This window comes from Micromonospora sp. NPDC000316 (assembly GCF_042898885.1).
GTDB lineage: Bacteria > Actinomycetota > Actinomycetes > Mycobacteriales > Micromonosporaceae > Micromonospora.
Genome location: NZ_JBIAZG010000002.1, coordinates 46134 through 66123, shown reverse-complemented (window position 1 = coordinate 66123; position 19990 = coordinate 46134). Strand labels below are relative to the sequence as shown.

The 19990-nt window shown below is 73.5% G+C and carries 23 protein-coding genes and 1 pseudogene; 6 read left to right on the top strand and 18 right to left on the bottom strand.

Features of this window, described 5'->3' with window-relative positions; genetic code table 11:
* Window positions 1-365: 365 nt before the first annotated feature.
* The 5 genes from ACFY2Q_RS04845 to ACFY2Q_RS04825 all read right to left on the bottom strand — a co-directional run bounded on the left by ACFY2Q_RS04845 (window position 366) and on the right by ACFY2Q_RS04825 (window position 6779).
* Window positions 366-1148: a hypothetical protein gene (locus tag ACFY2Q_RS04845; RefSeq protein WP_387127764.1), complete on the bottom strand. Its 783-nt coding sequence runs from the start codon at window positions 1146-1148 to the stop codon at window positions 366-368.
* Window positions 1149-1325: 177 nt separating this feature from the next.
* Window positions 1326-1976, bottom strand: coding sequence for a GNAT family N-acetyltransferase (locus tag ACFY2Q_RS04840; protein WP_387127762.1), 651 nt, complete (start codon window positions 1974-1976; stop codon window positions 1326-1328).
* 79 nt (window positions 1977-2055) lie between these two features.
* Window positions 2056-3369, bottom strand: a complete 1314-nt coding sequence (gene glp, locus ACFY2Q_RS04835; protein WP_357009374.1) for a gephyrin-like molybdotransferase Glp — start codon at window positions 3367-3369, stop codon at window positions 2056-2058.
* Window positions 3366-4328: a UTP--glucose-1-phosphate uridylyltransferase gene (locus tag ACFY2Q_RS04830; protein ID WP_387127759.1), complete on the bottom strand. Its 963-nt coding sequence runs from the start codon at window positions 4326-4328 to the stop codon at window positions 3366-3368. Before ACFY2Q_RS04830 ends, glp begins: the two co-directional genes overlap by 4 nt.
* A 9-nt stretch (window positions 4329-4337) precedes the next feature.
* Window positions 4338-6779, bottom strand: coding sequence for a diguanylate cyclase (locus ACFY2Q_RS04825; protein ID WP_387127756.1), 2442 nt, complete (start codon window positions 6777-6779; stop codon window positions 4338-4340).
* 83 nt (window positions 6780-6862) lie between these two features.
* Between ACFY2Q_RS04825 and ACFY2Q_RS04820 the strand changes: the two genes are divergently transcribed.
* Together ACFY2Q_RS04820 and ACFY2Q_RS04815 are read left to right on the top strand one after the other, a co-directional pair.
* Window positions 6863-7540 (top strand): 5-formyltetrahydrofolate cyclo-ligase, encoded by a 678-nt coding sequence (locus tag ACFY2Q_RS04820; protein ID WP_387127754.1) that lies wholly within the window; start codon window positions 6863-6865, stop codon window positions 7538-7540.
* Window positions 7537-7695 (top strand): annotated as a pseudogene (locus tag ACFY2Q_RS04815) (FmdB family zinc ribbon protein); the annotation flags it as partial. The gene ACFY2Q_RS04820 and the pseudogene ACFY2Q_RS04815, both read left to right, overlap by 4 nt.
* 62 nt (window positions 7696-7757) lie before the next feature.
* Here ACFY2Q_RS04815 and ACFY2Q_RS04810 read toward each other — a convergent pair.
* On the bottom strand, window positions 7758-8018 hold the full coding sequence (locus ACFY2Q_RS04810; RefSeq protein ID WP_387128489.1) for a hypothetical protein: 261 nt from the start codon (window positions 8016-8018) through the stop codon (window positions 7758-7760).
* Window positions 8019-8383: 365 nt separating this feature from the next.
* Here ACFY2Q_RS04810 and ACFY2Q_RS04805 point away from each other — a divergent pair, with 365 nt between their 5' ends.
* The gene (locus ACFY2Q_RS04805) at window positions 8384-9067 is read left to right on the top strand and encodes a flagellar biosynthesis protein FlgA (protein ID WP_387127752.1); all 684 of its coding nucleotides are present in this window, start codon (window positions 8384-8386) and stop codon (window positions 9065-9067) included.
* 144 nt (window positions 9068-9211) lie between these two features.
* On the opposite strand, the gene ACFY2Q_RS04800 is transcribed toward ACFY2Q_RS04805, so the two are convergent.
* Window positions 9212-9394, bottom strand: a complete 183-nt coding sequence (locus ACFY2Q_RS04800) for a hypothetical protein (protein WP_387127750.1) — start codon at window positions 9392-9394, stop codon at window positions 9212-9214.
* Window positions 9395-9599: 205 nt separating this feature from the next.
* Between ACFY2Q_RS04800 and ACFY2Q_RS04795 the strand changes: the two genes are divergently transcribed.
* On the top strand, window positions 9600-9920 hold the full coding sequence (locus ACFY2Q_RS04795) for a hypothetical protein (protein WP_387127748.1): 321 nt from the start codon (window positions 9600-9602) through the stop codon (window positions 9918-9920).
* 27 nt (window positions 9921-9947) lie between these two features.
* Here the strand turns inward: ACFY2Q_RS04795 and ACFY2Q_RS04790 are convergent, their stop codons facing one another.
* A complete protein-coding gene (locus ACFY2Q_RS04790) occupies window positions 9948-10430 on the bottom strand; it encodes a DUF2231 domain-containing protein (protein WP_387127746.1) in 483 nt (160 codons plus the stop codon).
* Window positions 10431-10632: 202 nt separating this feature from the next.
* On the opposite strand from ACFY2Q_RS04790, the gene ACFY2Q_RS04785 reads away from it, so the two are divergent.
* Entirely contained in the window at window positions 10633-11061 is a 429-nt protein-coding gene (locus tag ACFY2Q_RS04785) for a Fur family transcriptional regulator (RefSeq protein WP_387127744.1), read from the top strand.
* 49 nt (window positions 11062-11110) lie between these two features.
* Window positions 11111-11974, top strand: coding sequence for an oxygenase MpaB family protein (locus ACFY2Q_RS04780; RefSeq protein WP_387127741.1), 864 nt, complete (start codon window positions 11111-11113; stop codon window positions 11972-11974).
* A 157-nt stretch (window positions 11975-12131) separates the two neighbouring features.
* Here ACFY2Q_RS04780 and ACFY2Q_RS04775 read toward each other — a convergent pair whose 3' ends face one another.
* The 10 genes from ACFY2Q_RS04775 to ACFY2Q_RS04730 all read right to left on the bottom strand — a co-directional run bounded on the left by ACFY2Q_RS04775 (window position 12132) and on the right by ACFY2Q_RS04730 (window position 19896).
* The gene (locus tag ACFY2Q_RS04775) at window positions 12132-13082 is read right to left on the bottom strand and encodes a RecB family exonuclease (RefSeq protein WP_387127738.1); all 951 of its coding nucleotides are present in this window, start codon (window positions 13080-13082) and stop codon (window positions 12132-12134) included.
* Between the two features lie 13 nt (window positions 13083-13095).
* The gene (locus ACFY2Q_RS04770; RefSeq protein ID WP_387127736.1) at window positions 13096-13710 is read right to left on the bottom strand and encodes a MarC family protein; all 615 of its coding nucleotides are present in this window, start codon (window positions 13708-13710) and stop codon (window positions 13096-13098) included.
* 40 nt (window positions 13711-13750) lie between these two features.
* Window positions 13751-14623, bottom strand: a complete 873-nt coding sequence (locus ACFY2Q_RS04765) for a PHP domain-containing protein (protein ID WP_387127734.1) — start codon at window positions 14621-14623, stop codon at window positions 13751-13753.
* Between the two features lie 48 nt (window positions 14624-14671).
* Window positions 14672-15874, bottom strand: a complete 1203-nt coding sequence (locus ACFY2Q_RS04760; protein ID WP_387127732.1) for a hypothetical protein — start codon at window positions 15872-15874, stop codon at window positions 14672-14674.
* A 56-nt stretch (window positions 15875-15930) separates the two neighbouring features.
* Window positions 15931-16689, bottom strand: coding sequence for a SigE family RNA polymerase sigma factor (locus ACFY2Q_RS04755; protein ID WP_387127729.1), 759 nt, complete (start codon window positions 16687-16689; stop codon window positions 15931-15933).
* 103 nt (window positions 16690-16792) lie between these two features.
* On the bottom strand, window positions 16793-17668 hold the full coding sequence (locus ACFY2Q_RS04750; protein WP_387127727.1) for a PH domain-containing protein: 876 nt from the start codon (window positions 17666-17668) through the stop codon (window positions 16793-16795).
* Between the two features lie 6 nt (window positions 17669-17674).
* Window positions 17675-17833: a hypothetical protein gene (locus tag ACFY2Q_RS04745; RefSeq protein WP_007455302.1), complete on the bottom strand. Its 159-nt coding sequence runs from the start codon at window positions 17831-17833 to the stop codon at window positions 17675-17677.
* A 116-nt stretch (window positions 17834-17949) separates the two neighbouring features.
* Window positions 17950-18633, bottom strand: a complete 684-nt coding sequence (locus tag ACFY2Q_RS04740) for a DUF6758 family protein (RefSeq protein WP_387127724.1) — start codon at window positions 18631-18633, stop codon at window positions 17950-17952.
* 82 nt (window positions 18634-18715) lie between these two features.
* Window positions 18716-19339, bottom strand: a complete 624-nt coding sequence (locus tag ACFY2Q_RS04735) for a TrmH family RNA methyltransferase (RefSeq protein WP_387127722.1) — start codon at window positions 19337-19339, stop codon at window positions 18716-18718.
* Between the two features lie 53 nt (window positions 19340-19392).
* Window positions 19393-19896, bottom strand: a complete 504-nt coding sequence (locus tag ACFY2Q_RS04730) for a hypothetical protein (protein ID WP_387127719.1) — start codon at window positions 19894-19896, stop codon at window positions 19393-19395.
* Window positions 19897-19990 lie beyond the last annotated feature (94 nt).

Below are 19990 nucleotides of genomic sequence, written 5' to 3'. Positions count from 1 at the left end.
TCCACTCGACTTCCTTGAAACCGGGGCATTCGGGACGCCACGACACCCCGACTTCATGGAAACCGAGTCGATCAACGCAGGCCACCCGACCTGACCGCTGATCGACTCCATATCGCCGACCTGGCGGTGTCCCGCGCCAGCGATACCGCCAGGTCGGCGACATGGAGTCGATCACCCCCGCGCCGACAGGGCCCCTGAAACCGAAAACACCGCCCGTCGAGGCCGAGAGCGCCCACCAACCGCCGGACCGCCCGTCGAGGCCGAGAGCGCCCACCAACCGCCGGACCGCCCGTCGAGGCCGGGACGCCCACCAACCGCCGGAACGCCCGTCGAGGCCGAGGGCGCCCCACTTGCGCCGCGCGCGGCTACGCGCCTCGGCCGGCCTCGTAGGGGCGGCCGCGGAGCCCGCCCGAGCGCCGGTACGACACCGAGCCACCGTTGACTGCCGCCGGCAGGTCTCCGGGGCGGTCGAGGCCCATGGCGGCTCGGCGTACCCCCTCGCGTTGGGCGGCAAGGCGGCGCTGCGCCTCCCGGCGGGCTGCGGCACGGCGGGCCTGTTCCCGGCGGACCTCGGCCTGGCGGGCGGCCAGCCAGGCCGCCTCGCGGGCTCGGGCGCGGCGTCGGCGGCGGCCGGCGAGGGCCTGACCGCGCAGGTGGACGACGTACGTGGCGAGCAGCAGGAAGGTGACCGAGAAGCTGATCCAGAAGCCGGGGCTGACGAACAGGACGCCGATCAGCTCGACGACGTTGAGCAGCAGCAGGGCGGCGAGCACGCGGCGGCGACGGTACACGGCGGGGGTGTGCTGTCGGCTCGGCGGCGGGCGGCGGCGGGACCGCTTCGGGGCTGGCGGTACGGCGCGCAGCCGGCCGGAGCGGCGTGCCGCCGGGGGCGCGGAGACCGGCGCCGCCAACTTCCCTGTAGTCGCGTCTTCACTGAGAGTGATGGTGAGCGAGCGTGGCGGGTGGACGGGCTGGCGTCCGGGCACAGTGCGGCGCCGTCGGCGGCGCTGGAGCACCCGCGCCGTCGACTGCGCCCGCTCCGCCACCAGCCGCTCGGTGGCGTCGTACCGGCGAACCAACGCCGGGGCCAGGGCGAGCAGGCCGGCGGCGGCGAGGACGGCGAGGAGCACCGAGGTCGGCACCCTCACCCCTCCCGTCACCGAATTCGGAGCAACCGCCTCCGGACCGCAGGATCTTCCACCAATCGTGCCTCGGTGCGTAGATCGTCCGGACGAGGAGCGCTTGCCGCAGCTTGCAGTTACTTGAGGTTACGGCGCGCCGACCGGGATGCCACCGCGCCGCGCCGATCCCGTGCGTGGGACGGCTCACCGCGCATTGGCGCGTACCCGATGCCAGCGGGCCAACAGACCGCCCTCGGCGGCAATCTCCTCGCTCGTCATCGCGTATCCGATGTGGTCTCGCCAGGCACCGTCAATGTGCATGTAGCGCACGTGGTACGCCTCCTCGCGGAAGCCGAGTTTCTCCACCACCCGCCGGGACGGTCGGTTTTCCGGCCGGATGTTGACCTCGACCCGGTGCAGCCCGCCCGGCCCGAAGGCGTGGTCCACGGCGAGTGCGAGGGCCGTCGGGATCACGCCCTGCCCGGCGACCCGGGCGTCCACCCAGTAGCCGACGTACCCGGAGCAGAAGGCGCGCCGAACGATGCTGCCGACGTTTATGTGCCCGACCAGTCGCTCCCGGTCGGCCTCCCGCAGACAGACCGCGAACGGCATGCCCTCGCCCTCGCGGGCCGACCGCCGTTGGTCGCGGTGCACCCAGCGGAACGCGGCAGGCGAGTTCAGCTCGTCCCAGCCGCCGGGCAGCGACGACTCCCAGGGCGCCAGCCAGGCACGGTTGGCCCGTCGCACCTCTGACCAGGCAACCGCGTCGGAGCGCCGGTAGGGGCGCAGCAGCACCGGGCCGTCGGTCAGCACCGCCGGCCAGCCGGGTGCCCGCGCGGGTCCGAAGAGACTCACCCGCACAGTCTCCCGCGCGGGACCCTGTCGCGCGCAAGTGGACCCGCGAGGAACCGGTGACGGGCCCGGTCGGGTGGCGTCACCGACGGCGGTCGAGCAGCAGTACGTCCACGGTGGAGCCTGCTGCGGCGGACGTGACCCGTTCGCCGAGCACCAGCAGCCCGTTCGCCTCGGCCAGCCCGGAGAGCGTGAACGGGCCGCCGCTGAGCGGTTGCACCGTGTACCCGCCGCCGCGCCGCTCGGCGACGTGCGCGGGTCGGAACTCGCGCAGCCCACCCGGTGACGACACGGTCTCCAGCAGGTGCGCGCGGACGCTGGGCCGGAACACCGGCTCGGCGCCGGCGAGCAGTTGGATCGCGGGGCGGGCGAGCACCTCGAAGCCGATAAGCGCGGCACCGGGGTCGCCGGGCAGGCAGACCACAGGCACCTCCTCGGCGCCGACGGTGCCGAAGCCGAGCGCGGTGCCCGGATAGAGCGCCACGTCGGTGAAGGTGACCGGGCCGGCCCGCCCGCCCTCACGGCGGGACAGGATCCGGCGCACCATGTCGCCGGGGCCGGTGCCGGTCCCCCCGGTGGTGATGATCAGGTCGGCGCGCAGGGTCTGGTCCTCCAGAAGCCCGCGCAGCCCTTCCGGGTCGTCGTCGCAGATGCCCACCCGGTACGCCAGGGCGCCCACCTCGGCCGCGGCGGCGGTCAACGCGTGCGAGTTGGCGTCCACCACCTGACCGGGCTGGCTGCCCCGGCCCACGTCGACCAACTCGTCGCCGGTGGCCACGATGACCACACGTGGGCTGGGCCGCACCACCACGTGCCCGATGCCGGTGGCGGCGAAGACCGCGACAAGCGCCGGGGAGACGTACGTGCCGGCCCGGGCGAGCAGGGTGCCGGCCGGCAACTCCTCACCGGCGCGGCGGACCCCGTACCCCCGCTTGGGGGTGCGGAAGATCTCCACGGCGGCCATGCCCTGGTCGGTCCATTCCACCGGGACCACGACGTCGGCGGCGATCGGCAGCGGCGCACCGGCGGCCACCGAGAAGCACGAGCCCGGGGTGAGCCGCACGGGTCGCCAGCTCGCCGCGCCCAGGTCGCCGACGACGTTGAGCCGGATCGTCCGACCGCCGGGCGTGCCGGAGGGAGCCGGGACGTAGCTCGGCCCCCGGCCCCCTCCGGAGATGTCCTCCCAGCGGGCCGCGTAACCGTCGACGGCCGCCTGGTCGAAGGCCGGGAAGGCGTGCGGCGCGACGACGTCCTCGGCGAGGACGTTGCCGTGCGCCTGGGTGAGGTCGAGGTCGAGTGGCGGCAGCGCTCGTAACCTGCGCAGCACGCTGCCCAGGTAGTCGGCGAGCGGCGTCAACTCGTTCGCGGCCGCCTCGGCGTCGGCCGTAGCTGTCATGTACCAGATCCGCCTGCCGCGTCGGCCTTCACGAACTCGGCAAGCCAGGAGCGGAACTCGGCGCCGAGGTCCTCGCGCTCGGCGGCGATCTGCACGACAGTCTGCAGGTAGCCCAGCGGCATGCCCGTGTCGTAGCGGGTGCCCCGGTAGACGATCGCGTGCACCGGCGTGCCCTCGGTGCGCAGCAACTCCATGGCGTCGGTCAGCTGGATCTCGCCGCCGCTGCCCGGCTTTGTCCGCCGGATCGCGTCGAAGATCTTGCCCGGCAGCACGTACCGGCCGAGCACGGCGAGGTTGCTCGGCGCGTCCTCCGGCTGCGGCTTCTCCACCATGCCTGTCACCTTGACGACCTCGCCGATGTCCGTCAGCTCCGACTCGGCGGGCTCGACGGAGGCGATGCCGTACCGCTTGGTCTCGGCCGGGTCGACCTCGAAGAAGGCGAGCACCACGCCGCCGGTGCGGGCCTGCAACTCAAGCATTGCCGGCAGCAGCGGCTCGGACGGCTTGACGAACTCGTCGCCAAGCAGCACCGCGAAGGGCTGGTCGCCGACGTGGGACTCGGCGTACCCGACGGCGTGACCGAGCCCGAGCTGCTCCGGCTGCCGGACGGTGTAGATCTCGGCCAGCTCACTGGGCCGACGCACGGCGGCCAGCCGCTCGGCGTCGCCCTTCTCCTCCAGCCTGGTCTCCAGGTCGGGGCGACGGTCGAAGTGGTCCACCATCGACGTCTTACCCCGACCGGTGATCAGCAACACGTCGCCGATGCCGGCCTGGGTGGCCTCCTCGACGATGTACTGCAACACCGGCCGGTCCACCACCGGCAGCAGTTCCTTGGGCACCGCCTTGGTGGCCGGCAGGAAGCGGGTGGCCAGTCCGGCGGCCGGGATGACGGCCTTGACCGCCAGGGGACGGCCGGTTGCGGCGACCGTCGGTGAAGGGTTCGCTGAGTGCTCCGACATGCCGCGAGACTATCGGCCACGGCTCTGTCGCGGCGGGTGTGGCCCAGAAGACGCGCCGCCGCCCGGCCCTGGCCGGCCGACGTCCGGGCCGGCCCGCGCGCCTTCCCCGGCCGTGGCCGCCGGGTCGTCCGCCGACTCCGGCCGGGCGTGCGCCGGCCCCGGCGGGTTCGATTCGGGTACGCCCACAGCCGACTCCGACCGGGCGTGGCCGCCCGGCTCCCGTTGGACCTGCACGGGTCGACCGGCGCGCGGCAGCCCGTCGGGTGGGCTGACGGGCCCCGCCGGCACCGGGATCTCACACATCGGCACGTCGGGGCGAACCTCGGCCACGCGACAGGTGTCCCGACCGGCGGCCTTGGCGGCGTAGAGGGCGTCGTCGGCGGCCTCCAGCACCTCCCGGCCGGTGCTGCCGTGGTGCGGGTAGACGGCGATGCCCACCGACACGGTCACCACGATCGGCCCGGCGTACGCCTCGACGACGACAGGTGTCTCCCGTACCGCCGCGCCCAGCCGTTCCGCGACGATCGCCGCGCCCCGGGCGTCGGTCTCGGGCAGGAGCACCACGAACTCCTCGCCGCCCTGCCGGAAGGCGAGGTCCACCTCGCGGATCTCGCCTCGTACGCGCTGGGCGAACTCGGCGAGCACGGTGTCCCCCGCGGCGTGCCCGTACGTGTCGTTGACGTCCTTGAAGCGGTCCAGGTCGAGGGCGAGCACGCTGAGCATCCGACCGAACCGACTGGCCCGTTCCACCTCCCGTCGGATCGACTCGCTCAGATAGCGGTAGTTCCACAGCCCGGTGAGCGGGTCGGTGAGGGAGAGCCGCTGCGCCTCCTCGTGCACCCGGACGTTGTCCACAGCCACTGCCGCGTGGCCGGCGAAGGTGCGCAGGGTGACGAGGTCGTCGTCGTCGAACTCGTCGGCACCGACCCGGTCGTAGAGGGCCAGCACCCCGAGCGCCGCCGCCGGTGCGCCCTCGTCGGCGTCCGCCGTCGGCCCACTCGGGACGGTCGTGGCCCCGAAGGTCGCGGCCCCGCCGCCGGGGGTGGCTGCGGCCCCGCCGCCCAGGGTTGTCGCGGCCCCGCCGCCCAGGGTTGTCGTCGTCCCGCCGCCCGGGTTTGTCGTGGCCCCGCCGCCCGGGGTGGCGAACGGCACCGCGACGTAGGTGCGGCAGAGCGGCTCCCCCGTCGGAGTCTCGGTCGCCTCCACGCGACCCCGCTGCGGCACGCCGGTGGCCGCCACCGCGCCGACCACACCGACGCCCACCGGCACCCGCAGGGTCTCCGGGCCGCCCGGATCCCCCGCCGGCCAGCGCCCGTCGAGCCCTTCGCTGCACTGTGCGACGAGCACCCCGCCGGCCTCCACCAGCAGCACCGCGCCGGCCCGCGCCCCGGTGGCCGCGATGGCGCTGTGCAGGATCACCCGCAGGATGCGTTGCAGGTCATGGGTGCTGGCCAGGGTGTCGCCGAGCACCGTCAGGTGCCCGCGTAGCTGGTCGCGGCTGCTGGTGAGCGCCGCGACGTACGACCCGGTCTCCCGGGTCATCCGGTTGAACGCGGCGGCCAGGCGGCCCAGCTCGTCGCGGCTGCGCACCGGCACCCGGGCGGTCAGGTCGCCCTGCGCCACCAGGTCCACGGCACTGGCCAACTCCACAAGCGGTCGGGTGGTCACCCGGGCCAGTCGCCAGGCGGCCAGCACGGCGAGCAGCCCGGCCAGCACGACAACGCCGGCCAGCGTGGCAGGCAGACCGGGTGGGCGCTCGCTGGGCACGGAGAGCACCAACGGCAGGGGCTGCCCCCTCGACGGTCCGATGCGCCGCACGTACCGGCCGTCGCTTGTCTCGGTGACCCGTTCGCCGTCGGTGGCGTTGGCCGCGGCCAGCACCGCGTCGCGTACCTCGCGGGCCTCGGTGGTGTGGGTGAACCGGGCGGCGCTCGCGCCGCCGTCGAGCAGGGTGACCGCCACCCCGGTCACCGCCGCCAGCCGGGCCACGAAGGCCGGGTCGACGAGCTGCGCAGCGGCCACCGTGCCCAGCATGGTGCCGGCCCGGTCGTGCAGTTCGACCCGTGCGGCCAAGGCGTGGACCGGGCCGGGCGACGCGACGGTCGACGCCGAGCAGTCCCGCCAGGGGGTCGACGGCGCGCCGGGCGAGGCGTACGTGACCCGCCCCGTCACGTCGGTGATCAGAACGGCGGCTGCCAGCCCTCGCCCGATGAGCTGGCTGGCGGCGGCGGCCCGGTCACCGGTGAGGGCGACCGCGTCGGCAGTCGCGCGCAACTGCTGGCAGAGGGCGTCGACGGAGGTCCGCACGGTCGACGCGGCGACCGCGAGACGCTCGATGGACCGGCTGCGGTCGACGGCCGCGACGGTGGAGGCGACGAAGAAGGCGCCGAGCAGGACCGGCCCGAGCACCACCACGAGGAAGGCTGCCGTCAACCGTCCGCGTAGCGTCACTCGGTCCCCCCGGAAGCCGAAGCCGTTGCTTGCGATGCTGACACAGAGCGACCGCGGTAGTGGTGTTGCGTCAGGAGTGTTGCGTGCCGGAATTTTCTGATGAAGCGGAAGTGGCCCGAGCGGCCAAGCGGGAAGCCCGCGTCGAACTGCTCGCCCGCCGCCGAGCGCTGCCGGGTCCGACGCGGGCCGCCGCTGCCGGGCGCGTCCAGGCCGAGCTGGTCACGCTGGTACGCCGGCTGCGGCCCCGCCGGATGACGGCGTACGTGCCGGTCGGCTCCGAGCCGGGCGGTGCCGACCTGCCGGAGGTGCTGCGGAACGCGCTGCCTGCCGACGCCGAGCTGCTGCTGCCGGTGCTCCGCGCCGATCTGGATCTGGACTGGGCGGCGTACACCGGACCGGATGCTCTCGTGGCGGGCGGTCGGGGCCTCCGCGAGCCGGTCGGGCCGCGGCTCGGGCTGGCCGCGGTGACCGAGGCGGAGCTGGTGGTCGTACCGGCGCTGGCCGTCGACAGGCGCGGCCGGCGACTGGGCCGGGGCGGCGGCTCGTACGACCGGGTGCTGGCACGGGTGCCGGCGGCCACGCTTACCGTGGTGCCGCTGCACGACGGTGAGCTGGTCGAGGCGCTGCCCGCAGAGGCGCACGACCGTCCGGTCCGCGCGGTCGTCACCCCCGCCGACGGGGTGCGTACGCTTGATGACGGCCCGGGTACGGCGCAGGGTGTCGCGCCCCACACGTCCGCTGGACGAACCCGGGGCGCATGACGCACCATTGGCACTCGAATACGTCGAGTGCCAACTGGCCGAGCCAGATACCGGAGGAGAACGTGCCTACGTACCAGTACGCCTGCACCGCGTGCGGTAACCAGCTCGAGGCGGTGCAGTCCTTCTCTGACGACCCGCTGACCGAGTGCCCGACGTGTCAGGGGCGGCTGCGCAAGGTTTTCAACTCGGTCGGCATCGTCTTCAAGGGCTCGGGCTTCTACCGCACCGACTCCCGCGCGTCCGGTTCCGAGGTTTCGGCCGGCGCAACGGCTGCCAAGTCCGAGTCGTCCTCGTCGTCCTCCTCGCCCTCGGGTGGGGATTCCGGGTCTACCTCGTCCGGTTCGTCCGCTGGCTCGTCGTCGTCCGGGTCGTCCTCGTCCGGGTCTTCCGGGTCGTCGTCTTCCGGGTCGTCCGGGTCGTCTTCCGGCGGGTCGAGCGGTGGGAAGGCCCCGGCGGGCAGCTCCGCCCCCTGACCCACCCGACGCCTGACGCGTGACGCCGGGGGCCCACCTCGCGGCGGGCGGGATCTCGCGCTGGCGCCTGGCCGCACCGATCCACGACAGCGGCCGGGGCCGGGGCCGGGGCCGGGGCCACCTTGATCCACTCGGCTTCCTGGAAGTCGGCCTGTCCGTACTGGCCTGATCACCCGGTTTCCAGGAACCCGAGTCGATCAGCGCCGCGCCGGCCTCTCGTGCCATAGCAGGCCCGACCGGTCGGTGGGTGGTTGTCCACAGGCCGGCCGGTTGTCCACAGGCACCCGCGCACGGTCGGATCTGCCGGCCACGATCGGCCTAATCTGCCGCCCACGGGTGCCACTGCGGCGCCCGGGACGGGAGGCGGCAGATGACGACAGGCGATCCGGGCTCGGCACGGGCGCTGCGCCCACTGCGTCGGCTGGCCCTGCCCGGCGGGCGCACCCTGCTCCGGGCCGGGCTGGTAGCCGTGCTGCTCGGCCTGGCCGCCGCCATCCTGCACACCCCGACCGGCTGCCCGCCGACCGATGCCGCCGAATCGTCCCCGACGCGCTCCGGCGGGGCCGGCACTGAGCCGCTACCGGCGAGCGGGCCGACAGACGGGGTTAAGGGCCGGACCGGCGCAGGCCAGGGCCAGACCGGCGCCGGCCACGGACAGACCGGCACGGCCCAGAGCGGCGCGGGACAGACCGGCACGGCCCAGACCGGCGCAGGGCAGGCCGACGCGGGCGCGGGCGACGGCGGCGCGCAGGCGTCCTCAGGGCCGCTACCGCTGCCCAGCGGCGCGGTCGGGGTGCCGATCCGGCTGGCCGAGCCGGCCGCTCTGGCTGTCGTCCGGCCCGGCGCGCGGGTCGACCTGCTGGCTGCGCCGCCGGGCGGGGCGGACGCCGCCGAGGCGATCCTGCTGGCACCCAGGGCGCTGGTCCTGGACGTCTTGGGTGCCGGCGCGACCGACGGTACCGCCGCGCTGTATCTGGCGCTCCGCCCTGACCAGGCGCAACGCGCAGTCGGGCTGCCTGAGGGGAGCCGATTCGCGATAGTCGTACGCGCCTGACCATCCGCACCGTGATCGCGTCGTTCTTCGCCCGCCCTCGCACGGCGGAAACGATGCCCGGGAAGCGAAAGCGCTCAGCCCTTGGCACCGAGCCGCACCCCGTCGACCGGGCGTTGTCTCAGCGGCTGGTGGAAGGGCTCAAGGTCAGTCCCAGTGTGGGGGGCGCTGGGCGAGGAGCCAGTCGTCGTTGCCGCTGGTCCGCTCGCCCCAGCCCTCGTCGGTGTCGTCCGAGGTCTGCTCGGGCAGCACCACGAAGTCGTCGCTCAGGTCGACGGTGCGGTCATCGTCGCCGCGCGCGACAGACGTGCCGGGGTCCTCGATGCTCACGAGCGGCAAGACTAGCGCAGCCGACGGCAGCGAACCGTCCGCAAGCGGAGGCACACCGGCCGGATCCACCCTGGCAGAGCGGTGTGCGCCCTGCCCAGAAGCAACCGGGCCGGCCGGTAGGCGCCCGCCCCGTCAGAAGCGATCAGGCAGGGCGCGCCGGTCAGAAGCGACCGGGCCGCCGGCCGCGTTGGTAGCGTCGGACGGCGTGACGACCCCCAGCGGTGGAAGCACCCCGGACGACTACTGGCGGCGGCCCGGGGCCGGTGACGGCGAAAAGGCAGAGCAACCCCCCGCCGCGCCCCCGCGCGCGTACCCAGGCCCGCCCCCGAGCGTGCCGCCCCCGGCTGGCTGGCGTCCCCCGGTCCATCTGCAGCCGGCGCCGCCCCGCCGGCTGCCTCCGCAGGACATGGCCGACCTGGACATAGCCGAGCAGCGTTCGCAGCGGGTCACCTACGGCTTCGGTGCGGCCGCGGCCGTGGTGCTGGTGTTCCTGGTCTGCCTGCTCTGCTCGCGGATCATCTTCTGATCCCCCGGCGGCTGCCGTGGCGGACCGTCAGAGGGTGGTGCCCCAGACGGCCTCGGCACCCGAGTGGCCGGTCAGGTAGACGTAGACCAGAGCCGCGATGGACAGCGCGACGATCGCCACCGCGAGCACCGGTGTCACCAGGGCCGGCAGCCGTGGCACCCGGGGGTGCCCGCTGGTCACCACGAGCAGCAGGATGGCCACGATCCCGAGCGGCACCACGATCCGGAACAGGATGTCGCCGTACCGGGAGTGCTCGAAGATCTGGTTGAGAATCTGGCCCTGGTAGCCCTTGGCGACCAGCGCATCGGTGAAGGCCTCCCCCGACTCGACGGCCACGAAGGCGGTCACCGGTGCGATCACCGCGAGGATGCCAAGCGCCCAGTCCAACCGGTGCCGCCAGCGCGGCAACCCCACGTACCCGATGGCCAGCACCGCCAGCAGCGGCACGAAGATCACCACCGCGTGGACCACGAGAACGTGAGCCGGCAGACCCAGGATCTCCTCGAACATCGACTCCTCCAGGGGTCATGATCACGGGACCGCCAGCGTACGGATCGCCGGTCGTCTCCCGGGCTCTCCCCCGGTGACACGCGCGCCGCCGTCATAGGGTTCAGCGCAGCCCAGCCTCGGGTCTGGTTGTCCGGGCTGTGTTCGTGGCCACGGCCACAGGAGGACGGTTGTCGATGCCGGCCACGCGTGCTGTCATTGGCGCATGTCCGGTGCTGAGGAGTTGCTGCGATCGAAGGGCCTACGGGTCACCCGACCGCGCCTCGCGGTGCTCGACGTGCTCGCGGGTGGCGGCCACCTGGAGGTCGACGAGATCACCCGGCGGGTCCGCGCACGCCTCGACTCGGTCTCCACCCAGGCGGTCTACGACGTGCTGGGGGCGCTGTCCCGGGCCGGCCTGTCCCGCCGGATCGAGCCGGCCGGCAGTCCCGCCCGATACGAGGCACGCGCCGGCGACAACCACCACCACGTGGTCTGCCGGGGTTGTGGCGAGATCGCCGACATCGACTGCGCGGTGGGCAGCGCCCCATGCCTGGAGCCGGGCGTCGCGCACGCCTTCGAGGTCGACGAGGCGGAAGTCACCTTCTGGGGTCTCTGCCCGGCCTGCCAGTCCCGCCGCTCCGCCGACAGCTGACCCTGCCGCCCCACCGGCGCGGTCGGGCGGGCCGTGGCACTCTTGGTCGGTGGACTCCGATGACCTCGGCCTCTTCGGTCCGGGTTCGGTCACGTGGAAGGTGCACGAGGAGCCGATCCTGATCGTCGCCGGCCTGCGCTCGCTCTACCTCCAGGCGTTGCACCCCCGAGCCATGGCCGGGGTCGCGCAGAACAGCAACTACCGCACCGACGCATGGGGGCGCCTCGTCCGCACCGCCACCTACGTGGCGACCACCGTCTACGGGACCACCGCCGAGGCGGAGGCGGCCGGGGCGCGGCTACGCCGGCTGCACGCGCGAATGCGGGCCACCGACCAGCTCACCGGCGAGGAGTTCCGCGTCGACGAACCGGACCTGCTGCGCTGGGTGCACGTCACCGAGGTCGAGTCGTTCCTCAGCACCGCCCGGCGGGCGGGCCTGCCGCTCACCGACGACGAGGTGGACGGCTACTACACCGAGCAGCGCCGCTCGGCCGCTCTCGTCGGCCTGGATCCGGCCACCGTCCCGGGGACGGCCGCCGAGGTGGAGGCGTACTACCGAGCGGTGCGGCCGGAGCTGCGGATGACCCGGGAGGCCGCCGAGACAGCGCTCTTCCTCACCGCCCCGCCGCTGCCGTGGAAGCTCAGCCTGCCGGCCCGGCTGGGGCTCACCCTTGGCCCACCGCGCTGGGCATACCTGGGCATCGCCGGCACCGCGCTGGCCCTGCTGCCGGCGTGGGCTCACCGGATGTACGGCGGGCTGGGCCTGCCCACCACCGCGCTGTCGGCGGATCTTTCCGTGCGCGCCCTGCGGCTGGCGCTCGGCGCGGTGCCCCGCCGCTATCTGGAGGGGCCGTTGTCGCAGGCCGCCAAGGAGCGGGCGGCGCGCCACGCCGCCGCGCAGCTCGCCGGCTGACCCACCCCACACCCTCGGTCCCGAGCCGTCGGCGAACCGGGCTTGCGGCCGCCGCCCGACAGGCCGACCGCCGCCCGACTGGTCAGCCACCGCCCGGCAACCAGCCGCCGCCCGACCGGTCAGCCACCGCCCGGCAATCAGCCGCCGCCCGCACTGGTCAGCCGTCGGTGGGTCGGTCCACGGCCGCCCACGGCTCCTTGCCCGGCGTCTGTGCCCCGGTCGGGCAGTGCCTGCGGAAGTCGCACCAGCCGCAGCGCGGGCCGGGCGCCACCGGAAACGCCTCGTCGGCGTCGCCGCCGGCCGCGACCGCCCGCTCGGCGGCCATGATGTCGCGGGCCGTCTCCTCCGCGCGGGTCAGCTGCCGGGCCAGCGACTCGACGGTGTGGTCGTGGCCGGCGACGGTGCCGGTCGGCAGGTGGTGCAGCTCCACCCGTCGGCACGGCCGACGGAAGACCCGCTCGGCCGCGTACGCGTAGAGCGCCAGCGCCTGCGAGCCCCGCGCGTCGTCCGAGTCGAGCCCGGTGCGACCGGTCTTGTAGTCGACGATGACCAACTCCGGGCCGTCGGGCCCGGGGCGGGAGTCGATGCGGTCGGCCCGGCCGTTGAACGCGAGAACTGCGGTCTTGACGGCCACCACCCGCTCGACGCCGAGCGGGTCGGCGTCCGGCTCCAGCGTCTCGACGTACGCCTCCAGCCAGCCCAACGCCCGCCGGTAGGCAGCTCGCTCCTGCTCGTCGTCGCGGTAGCCCTCGCGCACCCAGGTGCCCTTGAGCAGGGCGGCCAGGGCCTCGGGGCGGCGCCGGTCGGTGGGCAGCGCGTACCAGTTTTTCAGGGCGGTGTGCACGCTGGCGCCCAGGGAGTTGTGCGCCCAGGGCGGGCCCTTCGGCGGCGCGGGCCGGTCGACGTAGGAGTAGCGGTAGCGGCGGGGGCAGTCCGCGTACGCGCCGAGTTTGCTCGGGGTGCAGACGAACAGGCGCTCCGGCATGCCCTCGAAGCCGAGCTGCTCAGCGCCGCCGGGGCGCTGCTGAGGGGTTCGGCCGCCTGCGGCGGGTCGTCCGGCTGAAGAGGCTCGTCGCACGCCTGCGATCCTGCCATCCACCTCCGACATTGGGGTGGCCCGGTCAGGCCATGTTCATGTACTGCCTGACGAAGGCGGCCACCGCGTCGGCGATGAGCTGCACGGCGATCGCGGCCAGCAGGAGGCCGGCGATCCGGGTCAGCACCTCGATGCCGCCGGGGCGCAGGATCTTCACGATGCCGCCGGAGAAGCGCAGCACGACCCAGACCGCTGCCATCACGGCGAGGATCGCCGCGGCGATGGCGCTGAAGTCGCCAAGCCCGTCGGCCTGCTGGACGAAGAGCATTGTCGCCACGATGGCGCCCGGACCGGCCAGCAGTGGGGTGCCAAGCGGCACCAGCGCGATGTTCGAGGTGACCTGTTGGCTGGGGTCGTCGGCTTTGCCGGTGAGCAGTTCGAGTGCGACAAGCACGAGTAGCAGGCCGCCCGCGGCCTGCAGGGCGGGTAGGTCCACGTGCAGGTAGTCGAGCAGCGTCTGCCCGGCCACCGCGAAGATCACGATCACGCCGAGCGCCAGGGTGACGGCCTGCCACGCCGCCCGGTTGCGGTCCCGGGCGGGCAGCGGGCCGGTGAGCGCCAGGAAGATCGGCATCATGCCCGGCGGGTCGGTGATGACCAGCAGGGTCACGAAAACCTCGCCGAACAGCTTCAGGTCCACGTGATCAACCTAGCCGCGCGACGGCCGACCGAAATCGCGATCAGCCGGAAGCGACCTCGGTCACCCCGGCGGCCACGATCCGCTCGTACGCCTCGACGCCTGTGGTGAACGCGCCGAGTTGGACGGTCTTGTGGGTGCCGTGGAAGTCCGAGGAGCCGGTGACGAACAGGTCCAGGTCGGCGGCGAGCGCGGTCACATGGGCCCGCTCGGCCGGGCTGTGGTCCTCGTGGTCGGCCTCCAGACCGGCCAGCCCGGCGGCGGCCAGCTCGGCGATCAGCTCGTCGGGCACGACTCGGCCGCGTCGGGTGGCGCGCGGATGGGCGAAGACCGGTACGCCGCCGGCCGCCCGGACCAGCCGGATCGCCCGGAAGACGTCGATGTCCTCCTTCGGCAGCCGGTACCGCTCGCCCAGCCACTCCGGGCCGAACGCCTCCTGGGTGCTGCCGACCAGGCCGGCTCGGATCAGCGCCTGCGCGATGTGCGGACGCCCCACAGTGCCCCCTGCCGCGCCGGAGAGGATCTCGGGCCAGCTCACGTCGATGCCGTCGGCGCGTAGCAGCGCCACGATCCGTTCGCCGCGCTCCTCGCGGGCAGCCCGCACCCGGGTCAGCTCGCCGACAAGCTCCGGGTAGTCCGGGTCGAACAGGTAGGCCAGCAGGTGCAGCGGCACCTCCGGACGCGCGCCGGACCAGCGACAGGAAAGTTCCGCGCCCCGGACCAGGCGTAGCCCCGGGGGCAGTGCGGCCACCGCCGGTGCCCAGCCGGCGGTGGTGTCGTGGTCGGTGATGGCCAGGACGTCCAGCCCCGCGTCGGCGGCGGCGCGCACCAGTTCGGCGGGGCTCAACGTGCCGTCGCTGGCCGTCGAGTGGGTGTGCAGGTCGATCCGCGGCGCGGGGCCGGTACGCGAGGTCACCCGCCCGACGCTACCGAGGACCAGCGAGCGCGACAGCTGCGGTGCCGGTCAGGGCCCGGTGACCAGGACGGGCCGGTCGCCGGGTTGCAGGCCGGGCACGGGCTTCACGTCGGCCGGCTCCCCGGCCTGCGCCCGTTTGACGTCGACCCGGACGAGGTTCCCGGCGCTGTCGACGTACGAGGCCGCCGATGCGGTCGTCCAGGCGATCGCACCTGTCGCCGGCGGCCCGGCCGGCGCGGCGGTCAGCGTCGTCCCGGCCCGGTGCAGGTCGACAAGGAGCACGTGGTCGGCCTTGCCGGCCTTGCCGTTCACCAGCAGCCACCGCCCGTCGGTGGAGATCTCACCGGTGCCGTCCTGGCTCAGTTGCGGGCCGCAGAGGGTACGGACCCGGCTCAGGTCACGCTTCGGGTCGAGCAGCGCCAGGCAGGCCCCGGAGGGCTCGGTCGTGGCGACCTGGGCGACGAGCCGGCCGTCGGGCAGCGTGCCGTAGACGTTGAGGGTGTTGCGCTCGGAGACGGTGGTCATCCGGTCGGCGCCAGGCCGCCACAGGACGTGGCCTGGGCTGGTCGGGTCGAGCCGGACCAGGACGCTGCCGCCGACGAACCGGACGGGTTCCGCGCCGGCCGGCACCGGCACGCGCACCGTCCCGATGAGCTGGGTGCCGACTACGCCCGCCGTCAGCAGGTCGGTGCCGTCGCGCCAGGCGACCTGGCGGCCGTCGGGTGCCAGGACGATCTCGCCGGCACCGGCCAGCAGGACCTGCACCAGCCCGTCGTTCTGGATGACCCAGAGGGAGCGGCCGGCGTTTGTCTCCGCGCCGACCACAAGCATGCCCTCACCGCTCGGCAGTGGGCGGGCACGTTCGGCTGGTCCGGCGGTGGGCAGCGCGAGCCGCGTCCCGTCGGCGTTGATCAGGACACCGGCGAGGAGCCGGCCGGCGGACGTTCCGGGCGAGGGCGCGGGGGCCTCGACGGTGGCCGTGGGGATGGACCGGTCCGAGAGGTCCGGGTCGCCGATCACGACGATGGGTGTGCCCTGACGGCCGGTGTCGCTGGCGAGCTGCGCCATGCCTGCGCCGATCAGCACTGTGGTGGCCATTCCGAGGGCGAGACCGACCCCGGCATGCCGCCGCCGGATCCGGTTCGCCCGACGGATGGCCTGGCCGGCCGGGTCGGCGCTCAGTGGGCGGGCGACGGCGACCTGGTGCGAGAGGGTCTCCCGCACCGCATCTTCCAGCTCGTCACGTCGCACCTGGTAAGGACGCGCCGGCCCGTCTTTCAGGTTGTCGGACGAGGGCGGGAATGCGCTCACTGCCGGTCTCCGGGGCCGGTGCCGACGGGCACGGCCGCCGGGGCGGTGGGCAGTTCGACAGGCAGGGCGGTCGTGTGGGGCACGGACGGGCGGGGCACGGCACGCTCGGCAGCGTGCCGGGGACGGGCCGTCGCCCCGGTCGGGACCCGCCTGCTCGGGGTGCCCGCGCCGGGCCGGGCGGTGCCGGCGAGGGGTGCCCGGCCCGTGGCGGCGGGCTTGGCGGCCTGGTCCGGCCGGGCGGCGTCACCGAACAGGTCCGGCATGGCGGCGCCCATCCGCCGGCGCAGCGTGCCCAGCGCCCGGGATGCCTGGCTTTTCACGGTGCCGGGCGAGATGTCGAGTATCGCGGCGGTCTGGGCCTCCGACATGTCTTCGTAGTACCGCAGCACGAGCACCGCCCGCTGCCGGTTGGGCAGCTCCTTGAGGTGCCGCCAGAGCAGGTCGCGGTCGAGTTGCTGCTCGATCTCGTCGACGCCGGCACGCTCGGGCAGCACCTCGGTGGGGCGTTCACCGTGCCAGCGGCGCCGCCACCAACTCGTCGACGTGTTGACCATCACACGTCTGGCGTACGGCTCGACAGCCTCGATCCCGCCGAGCCGCTTCCACGCGAGGTAGGTCTTGGTAAGTGCCGTCTGGAGCAGATCCTCGGCCGTGGCCCAGTCGCCGGTGAGCAGGTAGGCGGTGCGGAGCAGGGCGGCGGAGCGAGCCGCGACGAACTCGCGAAACTCCTCCTCCAACGGGTCCCTGCTCGCCACCACACACCTCCGCACCAAAGCCGTCCTGGCAGAGTGCCACGTCAGAGACGTTCCGGTCCATGACGAAAGGTGCGCACTTGCTCCGATGTTCGGACGAAAACTTTCACGCCCCGTCGTCGGCCTTGGCCTCGTCGGCCTCCTTGCCGAGCCGCGCCTCGACCGCCTGCGGCTCGTACATCTCTTCGACGACACGCAGGTAGAGCTCGTTCGGGTTGGGCAGATTCTTGATCTCGCGGAGCGCCTGCTCCTGGCCGGCGGACTCCAGCACGAAGGTGCCGTAGTTGAGCGCGCGGCCGGTCGGACTCTGCTCGTACTTCATGTCGGTGACCCGGACCAGCGGCATCATGGCGACCCGGCGGGTGATGATGCCGTTGACCACCATGACCCGCTTGTTGGTCAGGATGAAACGGTCATACCACCAGTCGGCGACCTTCCAGGCCACCCAGCCCATCACCGCGAACCAGAGCAGCACGGCGATCGTGGTCAGCGCGCCCACGTTCTGCCCGGCGAGGAACCCGGACAGGTAGCCGAGCACGAAGGTCGCCGCGATGCCGATCAGCAGGGGGTTGGTGAGGTGGATCCAGTGCCGCTTCCACTCACCCCGGTAGCGCTCGGTGGGGAAGAGGTAACGGGCGACAAGCGAGCTGGGCTCGTCCTCCAGCGGGAGCACCCGCCGGGGGGTCGAGCCGGCCGCGTCGGCGCGCAGGCCGGCCAGCTCGTCCTCGGAGATCTGCGGCGGCTGGTAGGCAGCCTCCGGATCACGAATCCAGCCCCGACCGGACCGACCCTCGCCGGCATAGCCGGGCCCGTCGCCGTAGCCGACGTCGTCCGAAAGGGACGGCCCGCCGGACAGGCCGGGGCCAGCCCCGTAGCCCGGGCCGTCATCGGGGTCGATCCGCGGGATCGGCTCGGTGTCGCGCTCGCGACGTTCCCGGTCGGGGTCGTCCGGGTCGAAGGGTGGACCGGAGGGGCTGCCCATCGGCGGCTAGGCGACGAGGCTTGTGAAGAAATCGCCGAAGCCCTGGGCGATATCCATGATCCCGCCGCCCAAAGACTTGAACACATCAGCCGCAGAGTTTGGCCGATAGGCGACGAAGAAGATCAAGAATGCGATTCCGGCCCAGGTGAGGACCTTCTTGACCATGGCGGGCCATCCTCTCGCGCGGCGCCGGGTCCCATTACCGCAGCGGCACCCAGAGTATCAGTGTGGTGTCGTACAGTGAATATCTGCGTCCGTTCTCCGTCAGTCCGGAGGGGTTGTCAAGCCCTCCCGGGCAGGTACGGGGACGGTGCGCCGTACACGAGCTCGGGGGGAGTCCACTCGGTAAGGTCGTGTAGCACGACGTCTTCCGCGAGCAGGTGACCCGCACTCGCCGGCCAGGCTATCGCATGCAGCCACATTCCCCGAGCTTCGCCGGCGTACGCGCTTCGATCCGTCGACGAATTCACCAACCACAGTGGAGTCGGGTGCCCACCGACGCGGATCCTGGCCTGCCCGACGTGCTCCGGGTGCCCCGGCCCGGGGTCGGTGAGCGCGTCGACCAACTCCAGCCCAGGGTCCGGGCCGGACAGACCGGCAAGTCTGGTGCCGAGGCCCACGCCGGGCTCCTCGGCCACGAAGACCAGGTCCGCCGGCCCACCACCGAGCGGTTCCGGGCCTGCGCAGGCCACCGCCGTCGCCCGCACTCCGGTGCGGTCGTCCCCGGCGTACGCCACACCGGTGAGGGTCCAGCCGGGCGGCAGCGGCCACGGGCACCACAGCGGCGTCCCCGGTGGACCCGCGGTCGCGGTCGCGGTGATCCGTTCGACAACGCTCGCCACGATCTCCGCCCCGATGTTCTCGGGTACGTGCAGCGGCGGCACCGGGCCACAGCGCAGGCACCTCGACTCGGTGTGCATCAGATCCGGCGCCCGTACCGGGCCCCCGCATCTCGGACAACTCACCGCGACACTCACATCCCTACCGTCACCCCGCAACACCGGCACGTCAAGCCGGAACGTCCGATTGCACCGGCGGGGCGCGGGATCAGTCCGGCGGCGGGCCGGCGTGGGTACGGATCCACGCGTGCATGGCGATGCCGCTGGCCACACCCGCGTTGATCGAGCGTGTCGAGCCGTACTGGGCGATGGAGTAGAGCTGGCCGCACGCGTCTCGTGCGGGTTCGGAGAGGCCGGGCCCCTCCTGGCCGAACAGGAGCACGCAGTCCCGCGGCAGGGTGCCGGTCTCCAGCGGCCGGGAACCCGGCAGGTTGTCGATGCCGACCACCGGCAGCCGCCGCCCGGCGGCCCAGTCGACGAACGCCTCGATCGTCTCGTGGTGCCGCACGTGCTGGTAGCGGTCGGTCACCATCGCGCCGCGCCGGTTCCACCGTCGCCGTCCGACGATGTGCACCTCGGCGGCGTTGAAGGCGTTGGCGTTGCGGACCACAGTGCCGATGTTGAAGTCGTGCTGCCAGTTCTCGATGGCGACGTGGAAGCCGTGCCGGTGCCGGTCCAGGTCGGCGACGATCGCCTCGTGCCGCCAGTAGCGGTAGCGGTCGACCACGTTGCGCCGGTCCCCCTCGGCCAGCAACTGCGGGTCGTAGCGCGGGTCCTGGGGCGGGTCACCCGGCCAGGGGCCCACACCCACTTCAAGCTGGTCGTCGGTCACGGTCATCAGAGGGTACGGCCCTCGCCCGGCGGCCACCGCGAGGGCCCGCCGGGTCAGCCCAACCCGAGCGCGCCACCGAGCCGGTCCAGGAAGCGCCTGTCGGCCGGGCTGGCCGCGAGTCCGCCGGGGCCGGGCACGACCCGGCAGACGCGGCCCGCGACGGACTGCACCCATTGGCGGTACGCGGCCGAGTCGGCCGGGTCGGCGCGCCGTTGCAGGACCCGGACCGCGGCCCGGCAGGCGGCCAGCAGGTCCACCACGTCGGTGAGGCGTGCGGCGGGTGCCGGTGCGCCGTCGTGGCGGGCGAAGATGGCGGCGACCACTGCCCGGACCAGATCGCTGTCGAAGCCACGGCCTGCGGCCACCGCGTCGAGGCCAGCCAGGCCCGCCAGCACACCGCGTTCCGGGCGGCCGGGACCGGATGCGGCGGCGGCCACGAGAACCCGACCGGGCAGGCTGGTGAGCAGGTCCCACTCAGCCGCGGAGTAGGCGGCGGTGGTCAAGGGTGCGGCGCGGCGCCCGGCTGAGGGCGGCTCTCCGGCGACGGAGTGGCTCATCGGACCTCCGGCGTCAGCATAAGCCCCGAAATAGGAACAAGGCCCCTTCCCCAGCAGAACCCGCTGCCGGGGAAAGGGCCGGTTACCGGCGGAG

What these genes read in the sequence shown, in the direction of transcription:
- ACFY2Q_RS04750 (WP_387127727.1), bottom strand. Translation starts at nt 17,668, where the DNA reads ATGGGCAGCCCCTCCGGTCCACCCTTCGACCCGGACGACCCCGACCGG.
- ACFY2Q_RS04745 (WP_007455302.1), bottom strand. Translation starts at nt 17,833, where the DNA reads ATGGTCAAGAAGGTCCTCACCTGGGCCGGAATCGCATTCTTGATCTTC.
- ACFY2Q_RS04775 (WP_387127738.1), bottom strand. Translation starts at nt 13,082, where the DNA reads ATGTCGGAGGTGGATGGCAGGATCGCAGGCGTGCGACGAGCCTCTTCA.
- ACFY2Q_RS04790 (WP_387127746.1), bottom strand. Translation starts at nt 10,430, where the DNA reads ATGTTCGAGGAGATCCTGGGTCTGCCGGCTCACGTTCTCGTGGTCCAC.
- ACFY2Q_RS04730 (WP_387127719.1), bottom strand. Translation starts at nt 19,896, where the DNA reads ATGAGCCACTCCGTCGCCGGAGAGCCGCCCTCAGCCGGGCGCCGCGCC.
- ACFY2Q_RS04785 (WP_387127744.1), top strand. Translation starts at nt 10,633, where the DNA reads ATGTCCGGTGCTGAGGAGTTGCTGCGATCGAAGGGCCTACGGGTCACC.
- ACFY2Q_RS04805 (WP_387127752.1), top strand. Translation starts at nt 8,384, where the DNA reads ATGACGACAGGCGATCCGGGCTCGGCACGGGCGCTGCGCCCACTGCGT.
- glp (WP_357009374.1), bottom strand. Translation starts at nt 3,369, where the DNA reads ATGACAGCTACGGCCGACGCCGAGGCGGCCGCGAACGAGTTGACGCCG.
- ACFY2Q_RS04830 (WP_387127759.1), bottom strand. Translation starts at nt 4,328, where the DNA reads ATGTCGGAGCACTCAGCGAACCCTTCACCGACGGTCGCCGCAACCGGC.